Origin of the sequence: Legionella londiniensis (assembly GCF_001467825.1) — a bacterium.
Lineage (GTDB): Bacteria > Pseudomonadota > Gammaproteobacteria > Legionellales > Legionellaceae > Legionella_A > Legionella_A londiniensis.
This window is the reverse complement of sequence record NZ_LNYK01000019.1, coordinates 82,662-90,905: the sequence shown is the minus strand read 5'-3', so window position 1 is coordinate 90,905 and position 8,244 is coordinate 82,662. Positions and strand designations below refer to the sequence as shown.

Genomic DNA, 8,244 nt, shown 5'->3' with positions numbered 1-8,244 from the left:
AAGCCGCGACGCCATCGATAAGGCAGAAGACCGGGAGAAATTTCGTTTGCTGATGCAGCAAATCGGCTTGGAAATGCCGCGTTCTGCCATCGCGCACAGCCTGGAGGAGGCATTGTCCGTACAGGCTCAACTTGGTTTCCCGACCATTATCAGGCCTTCTTTTACTTTAGGAGGCAGCGGCGGCGGTATCGCATATAACCGCGAAGAGTTCGAGGAAATTTGCACTCGGGGATTAGAGCTTTCTCCCACCCATGAGTTATTGCTCGATGAGTCTGTATTGGGTTGGAAAGAATTTGAGATGGAAGTAGTGCGCGATAAAAATGATAATTGCATCATTGTCTGCACGATTGAGAATCTTGATCCAATGGGCATTCACACTGGCGATTCAATTACAGTGGCACCTGCACAGACGCTTACGGATAAAGAGTACCAGAGAATGCGTGATGCAGCGATTCGCGTGCTGCGTGCGGTTGGTGTCGATACAGGCGGGTCGAATGTTCAATTTGCGGTCAATCCGGAAGACGGGCGCTTACTGGTTGTTGAAATGAACCCGAGAGTATCGCGAAGCTCAGCTTTAGCTTCCAAGGCTACGGGATTTCCTATTGCAAAAATTGCAGCCCTTCTGGCAGTTGGTTATACGCTTGATGAACTGGCGAATGAGATCACAGGAGGCAAAACTCCCGCATCATTTGAGCCTGCAATTGATTATGTTGTCACTAAAATTCCCCGTTTTAATTTTGACAAATTTCCGCAAACGCCAAAAACCTTGACCACGCAAATGAAATCTGTCGGTGAGGTCATGGCTATCGGCAGCAATTTTCAAGAATCCCTGCAAAAAGCCATACGCGGTTTAGAAATCGGACGAACGGGTCTTCACTCATTATTCAAAGAAAGCGACATGGCTCTTTTGCGCGGACATCTTCGTGAGCCCACTCCGGACCGTTTATGGTATATTGCCGATGCGTTTCGACTGGGATTAACGATAGAAGAAGTGTATCAGGAAAGCAAAGTTGATCCCTGGTTTTTGGCACAAATTGAAGAACTTGTTCTGCTTGAAAATTCAATCCAGGGCAAAGCGCTTCATGAATTGGACAAGCCATTATTGCAGCAATTAAAACACCGAGGTTTCGCCGACTCCTATCTTGCCAAAATCCTCCATAGTACTGAAGAAGACGTGCGGGCGTTTCGTAAACAAGCAGGAATAAAACCTGTTTACAAGCGCATAGACTCCTGCGCTGGCGAGTTTCCTGTTGACACGGCCTACCTCTATTCCTGTTACGAGTCGAGCTGTGAGGCAAAACCCAACCATGATAAGGCGAAAATCATGATTTTGGGCGGCGGCCCAAACCGCATTGGCCAGGGAATAGAATTTGATTACTGCTGTGTACATGCGGCAATGGCATTACGTGAAGCAGGCTATCAAACCATTATGGTAAATTGCAATCCCGAAACGGTTTCTACCGATTTTGATACCTCTGACCGGCTTTATTTTGAACCGGTAACACTGGAAGATGTGCTCTCGATTATTGAGCTTGAGCAACCAGATGGCGTCATTGTGCACTATGGCGGGCAAACACCGCTCAAGCTTGCAAAAGCATTGGAAGCCAATGGCGTCAAAATTATCGGCACATCTCCTGACGCCATAGATCAAGCTGAAGACCGCAAGCGGTTTCAAGAATTGGTGAATCGCCTGAATCTACACCAGCCAGCCAATGGAACTGTCCGAAGTGAGGAAGAGGCGGTTGCCCTGGCTAACCGTATTGGTTATCCATTGGTGGTTCGACCGTCCTATGTGCTGGGAGGTAGGGCAATGGAAATTGTGTATCATGAAGGCGATCTTCGTCATTACTTGCACCATGCTGTCGAAGTTTCGGAAGATTCACCAATTCTTCTGGATAAATTTTTAAATGATGCCATTGAGGTGGATATTGATGCTGTCTCGGACGGCAAAGATGTGTTGATTGGGGCTATCATGGAGCATATTGAGCAGGCAGGAATCCACTCCGGCGATTCAGCCTGTACTTTACCTCCCTTCAGCCTCAGTGTGGTGGTGCAGCAGGACTTGATTGAGCAATTAAGGCAAATGGCTCTGGAACTGGGTGTGGTTGGATTGATTAATGCGCAGTTTGCTATCCAGGCCGATGACATTTATGTCTTGGAAGTCAATCCCCGCGCTTCGCGAACAGTGCCATTTGTGTCCAAAGCAACCGGCTTACCCCTGGCAAAAATTGCGGCAAGATGCAAAATTGGCCAGAGTTTGAAATCACAGGGGTTGACCCAGCATTATCCAATGCCCGCATTTTACTCAATCAAACTCCCGGTTTTTCCTTTTATAAAATTTGCGGGCGTTGATTCCATTCTGGGGCCGGAAATGAAGTCTACCGGGGAGGTGATGGGAGTGGCCAGACGGTTTGGGCAAGCTTATGCAAAAGCTCAGTTGGGAGCGGGTGTAAATATCACCAAAAGAAGACGAGCCTTTTTATCTGTGAGGGATGCGGATAAAGCCCGCATTGGAGAAATTGCCAAGCGCTTAATTGACCTTGGTTTTGAAATTATTGCAACCCGGGGTACGGCTGCAGTTTTGCAGGCTGCCGGAATTTCCTGTATGCGAGTTTTTAAGGTGGCAGAGGGCAGGCCTCATGTGGTTGACTATATTAAAAACAATGATATTGATTTTATAGTTAACACGACTGAAGGCAAGCAGGCAATTGCTGATTCATTTGCCATCCGCCGTAATGCCTTGCAACATAAAGTAAGTTATACTACAACTTTATCGGGAGCCGAGGCAGCTTGCCTTGCAATGAAATATGAGGATCGCGAAACTGTTACCCGGTTACAGGATTTACATTAGGAATTAGATATCATGCATAAACATCCAATGACTTTAAAAGGCGCAAAAGCCCTGAAAGAGGAATTGCACCGTTTGAAAACTGTGGAACGTCCCCGCATTATCGAAGCTATAGCCACTGCACGTGAACATGGGGATTTAAAAGAAAATGCCGAATACCATGCTGCCAGAGAGCAACAGAGTTTTGTCGAGGGGCGCATACAGGAACTGGAAGCAAAATTATCCCATGCGCAAATTGTTGATATCAGCAAGATGGCCAACAACGGTAAAGTGGTATTTGGCACCACTGTTCGTTTATGCCATGTCGAAACTGAAGCGGAAATTTCTTATCAAATCGTCGGTGAGGATGAGGCAGATATCAAGTTAAACAAAATTTCTTACAGTTCCCCCATGGGACGGGCTTTAATCGGTAAAAATCTGGATGATACTGTTCAGGTTAAAACTCCAGGCGGAATGGTTGAATACGAAATTATCGCTGTAGATTATGTTGTTGAGGAGGCTTAATTCTATTATCTGCGCTCCCTATTTTTTCAAAAAAATGATTGAACATGGAAAATCATTCATAAATTGGCGCGGATTTTTTCCGTGCCTTCAGATTACCAGTGAATCACAGAGCCATCATAGCTCAACAGTACTTCCGCTTGGCTGTCTTTTTTATTTTTTTCAATTACTTGCAGCATGCTCTTGACGCTTTCTTCAGATGTAAGCGGTGCGTTTTCTCCACCCATATCTGTTTTTACCCAGCCTGGATGCAACAGCATGACCTGTATCCCTAAATCTGCCACATCAATTGCAAAAGAGCGCATGGCACAATTTAATGCTGCTTTGCTGGTGCGGTAAGCATAACTTCGCCCGCGCTCATTACTGCTGATGCTGCCCATTTTTGAACTGACGCAAACAATCAGTTTGTCCTGGCTTAAGCGCAGCTGGGGTAAAAGCAGCTCACTTACTTTTAGAGGGCCTAAACAATTGGTGTTAATGACCTCTAGAAAATTGTTTCTTTCAATATTGCCGACCGTCACGCCTTCCTCCCCGCTGATGCCGGCGTTATTTATCAGCCAATCGAGCGGCCTTCCGCCAAGCTCCGCAGCAAGTGACTGAATGCTGTCATCATCGGTTACATCCAGTTGATGAATCGAGACATTTGAGTGTTTATTACCCCAGGCTTTGAGCTCGCCCGCATGGTTAGGATCCCTGCAAGTCGCAAAAATATGATTTTCTCTAACAGTCAATTGTTTGACAAATTCAAAACCAAGTCCGCGGTTGGCGCCGGTAATGAGAATGCTTTTCATGCAATAGCTCCCTGCTTAATTGGGAATGTACCTTTGTACTATAGTTTAATAATTAAAGGCCATAAATATAAATTTTTTATTAGCCGCAATTAAAGCGGAGACTCGGTAATCTTGATTTTAAAGGAATCAGTCGGGGGATAGCATGAATTCCAAAGAGAAACAGCAAATTATTCGTGGATTTTTACAAAATCAAACCAAGACAGAAAATTTAGTCGTCAGTGATGAAGATTTGCTGAGTAAGTACCTGCCGATTGCAACCGCTCTTGACTGGATAGAAGGCAACGCGCCAGAAATTGTTCAAGCACCTGATAGCACTTTTATTCTTAATGATATTTTACGTGATTCTTGTCAATTTAAAAAACACTCGCCATTTGAACTTGAGCAAGTTGAAAATTCAAAACTCCATAGCCGCACCAAATTTTGGCAAAATGAATTGGGATTGCGTACGCTTCCAGGATGTGATTACTATGAAAGGCAAACAGCCTATAAGAAAGATAAGGATCTTTCAGAGCTGATGAGCCTTAGCCTTAAAAAGCTCGGTTCAGTTATCCAGCAATTTGCCCCTGATCTTGATATAACCAACCATAAATCAGTACAGAATAAAATTTCAGAACTTGAAAAAACGGTACGAAAAGCTCCCAATAAGAAAACAGAAGCTTTAATACAGCAGCAACTGGTGATTCTGCGGGATTTAAATCAGATCAATCACCTTCAAACCATTGAGATCCCTACAGAGGATGGGGAAACAATGACCTATTGTACCCTTCAGGAGTCCGCAGGGGGAGTCACTGAAAAAGTATCTTTAATTCAACGAACTGAGGTTCTAAGGCAACTCAACAATTTAATTGAAAAGGATATAGGGACGCTTCAGGATTATCACTCAGCGCGTGAGAACTTTAAACTCAGCACCCAGGCAATCATTAAACTGCCAAAACATGGCAATACTCTTGAAGTGCAACGTGAAGCCCTGGCATTGAATCTATCAAGAATTCTACAACTTAATACCTCAAAATCGGTCATGTTGACTCATGATGGAAAGCCCGCGCTTTTTGTTCCTTTTGATAATATCCGCCTGTTAAACGAGGTAGCAACAGGAAAAACCATGCAGGCATTACTATTCTCCTTTGCTACCTATTCACATTATTCAACGATAAACCCGGTTGGAGCAGGCCTTGAGGCAGAACATTTTATTGAGGATTTTGGCAAGAGCCTTGGTTTATTTTATCTATGCAGTGATACCGATGCTATTGGCGGATATAACCAGAATAAAGCTATAAAAGGCAATGAATTATACATCTTTGATCAGGTTATGATGCCGGATGATAAACTTGATCTTGACTCAAGATTGAGTATGTTGCCAATAAAGTTTATCACCAAGCACACCCGTCATGATCAAGGACGCAATAGGACCTTGATAGAAGACTCAAAACTTGAAAATAAATTCGATGCTTTAATGCAGTTAAAAAGGGAGAAGGACAAACTGGTTCAGTATTGCTCCCGGGTTATTTTTATTCATAAACAAAAGATTCAGAATTTAGATAAACAATTAACCCGTGCAAATTCATCTCAGAGAAAAATACTCTTGCAGCGAATCAATGAAATCAATTCCCTGATTGAAGATGCAAAAGCAATACGTCAGAAGATAATTGGCCGCATCGGCCGTATTGATGAAATTTTTCCTAAATATCCACAAGAAATGGATCTTAAATTGGTTCAACAAACACTCATTCTGGAAAAATTGTTCAATAATCCAGTATTTTTTACTGATGATGGACGGCCTTACCGCAATCCCTGGACTCATCGCCATCCAATACGTGTGTTAAGGATCCATGAGGATACTGGTAATAAAATCAGGGTAGAGTTTGGTAAGACACCATGGCCGGAAGTTGCTTTAATGCTAAAACGCCACGGTTTTTCATCTATTGATATGTCCAATATGTCTTCTGACCATGTATTAACCCTGACTAAAGAGGATTTATTGAAATTAACTGAAACTTCTATCTATCCAGAGCAGGAAATGCAGTTGCTTAAGGATGGACGCTATCTTGATTTGCGCGATCTGTATGTCATTAACACCGGGTATGGGAAAGCTCTACAAACAGAAGTCATTCAAAGCATTAAAGATTATATGCGTGTCATGAATAACGAAAAAATGGATATCAGGGGTAAGCTATTGCAAACGCAAAAAACCGAATGCCGCTTAAAAGAACTGTTGGTTGAGGCAAAGGATAAAGGATTTGCATTACATGTTTTGAAAAAATTGCATTGTGATATGCAACTGCGATTACAGAAAATCATGGGAGAAGACATGCCCAATAATTTAGATGAAGCCTTTAAGGCAGCTAAAAAACTGGATCGCTTAAGCGAATTTAACCGGGTTGTAGGTGATGCAATTTTAAACAATAAAACCCATGATAAAACATTCAAAGATTTTTTACGCTTATGCATACAGTTTGAGCATAAGGCAACTGATCACTTCCATGCAAAATCATCCAGTGCAGAGCTTGCAGATGCTGCGAATGCTGCCTGTAAAGCATTAAATCAACTAACGCAGCCGCTTCTTTTAGTGACTGGCTTGCAGGGTAAAGACAATAATGAGTTCTCTGGCGTTGAGCCCACACTCAGGCAAGAAGAACAAAATCTTCTTGAACGCAAGGCACCTCAGGAATTGTTGGCGCAACCAAATTCTGAAGAGCAGATGGATGACGAGCTTAAATCAGACTCATCCATCAAGTTTAAAATGTGATTGCTTATTTAATGGCTGCCGCATTTTCCCGACGCGAAACGAAATACCAAAAAAACTTATGGAAGATAATAATAAGGGTTCGGTAGCTTAAATCCTTTTTCTGCATATCCTCCAGTTAAATCGCTGCATTGATCGCCTATTGATGCAATGATGGTATATCCTTGCTTGGCAATGTTTGCGCGTGCCTGCGATTTAAAAGGAACAATGGACTGTTCTTGATAGGCTTCAGGGCGCAAATACAGATTTGTCCATTTTTGGTATCCTGCTGATTTTAAATTTTTTATCGTTGCCTCGCGCTGTGATTCAAATCTGCCGGTTACAAAAAACACGGCCACGCCCTGGCGCAGGGCTTCTTGATAAAGGGCAAGTGTAGGCTTAATGGCGGGCGAATCAGCTCTTAGGATTTCCCGATTAATTTGTTCCTTTGATGCGGCAAAGCCGCGTTTTACCATTTTTTGATAGTTTGAAATGCTGGTTTCGTCGATATCCAGTACCAGAGCCAGTTTTTGGGGTTGTGTGCTTTGCCTGTTGAGGATGGCTCGCTTGACAAGGTATGCACGCGCTTTTGCGATAACGCAAGATAGCTCATTAGCATAGGCTCCGGAATCATGGTATGTCTTGACTTCGCTGGTTAACAAACCCAGATTGGGCGGCTCAGCAAGGACAGGGGATGCGAGAAAAATAAGAACGGCATACAGAAAAAAAGCCCTGCAAGTCAAGTGAACTTTTGGCATACGATATTCCAATGTAAGTGCTTGCGCTATTATAACGCCAAATTGATGTGAGTCAATCGAGCAGGTTGTTCACCAATATCGCACTTTTTTATCATCCTGCCGGCTAAAAATCAGAACATCAATTTCAGGCCAGAGACACCCAAAATTGCCGCCAGACAAAGCCGCAGCTTATTGTGAGACAGGGATGTTGCCGCCAGACTGCCTAAGAAAGCCGCGGGTATAGATCCCAGTAATAACGAACATAATAAAGTCAGATTGACATAACCCGCCATTAAATAACCCATTCCCGCAACCAGCGCCAGAGGAATTGCGTGCGCAATGTCCGTACCGACTAGCTTGTTGGGGGTCATTTGTTTTGGGTAGAGATACAAAAGCGCGATGCTGCCCAAAGCGCCTGCGCCTACAGAGGTAATGGCAACAAGGCCGCCGATAATAATTCCTCCAAAAATCGTCAAGCTCCATTGCAATTGTACCTGGCATTTTACAAAACTTACCCTTTTGGGGCGTGAATGGTTGCTTAGCCTGTTTTTGAGCAAAAGCCCGATGGCTGTAACCAGAATGACAATGCCAATAATTGATGTCAGAAACTTGGAATGAATTGTCGTGAGGTACCCCTGGAATAGC

Annotated in this window: 6 protein-coding genes; 3 read left to right on the top strand and 3 right to left on the bottom strand. The window is 43.6% G+C overall.

Features of this window, described 5'->3' with window-relative positions; translation table 11 throughout:
• A partial coding sequence (gene carB / locus Llon_RS08190) for a carbamoyl-phosphate synthase large subunit (RefSeq protein ID WP_237758293.1) occupies positions 1–2,851 on the top strand: 2,851 nt, incomplete at its 5' end.
• Between the two features lie 12 nt (positions 2,852–2,863).
• On the top strand, positions 2,864–3,352 hold the full coding sequence (gene greA / locus Llon_RS08185; protein ID WP_058529581.1) for a transcription elongation factor GreA: 489 nt from the start codon (positions 2,864–2,866) through the stop codon (positions 3,350–3,352).
• 92 nt (positions 3,353–3,444) lie between these two features.
• Here the strand turns inward: greA and Llon_RS08180 are convergent, their stop codons facing one another.
• Positions 3,445–4,140: an SDR family oxidoreductase gene (locus tag Llon_RS08180; protein ID WP_058529580.1), complete on the bottom strand. Its 696-nt coding sequence runs from the start codon at positions 4,138–4,140 to the stop codon at positions 3,445–3,447.
• A gap of 142 nt (positions 4,141–4,282) precedes the next feature.
• Here Llon_RS08180 and Llon_RS08175 point away from each other — a divergent pair, with 142 nt between their 5' ends.
• Positions 4,283–6,886, top strand: coding sequence for a hypothetical protein (locus Llon_RS08175; protein WP_058529579.1), 2,604 nt, complete (start codon positions 4,283–4,285; stop codon positions 6,884–6,886).
• A gap of 56 nt (positions 6,887–6,942) precedes the next feature.
• On the opposite strand, the gene Llon_RS08170 is transcribed toward Llon_RS08175, so the two are convergent.
• Together Llon_RS08170 and Llon_RS11660 are read right to left on the bottom strand one after the other, a co-directional pair.
• On the bottom strand, positions 6,943–7,620 hold the full coding sequence (locus tag Llon_RS08170) for an HAD family acid phosphatase (protein ID WP_058529578.1): 678 nt from the start codon (positions 7,618–7,620) through the stop codon (positions 6,943–6,945).
• Between the two features lie 110 nt (positions 7,621–7,730).
• On the bottom strand, positions 7,731–8,244 hold a 514-nt coding region (locus tag Llon_RS11660), incomplete at its 5' end, for a sulfite exporter TauE/SafE family protein (RefSeq protein WP_202813347.1).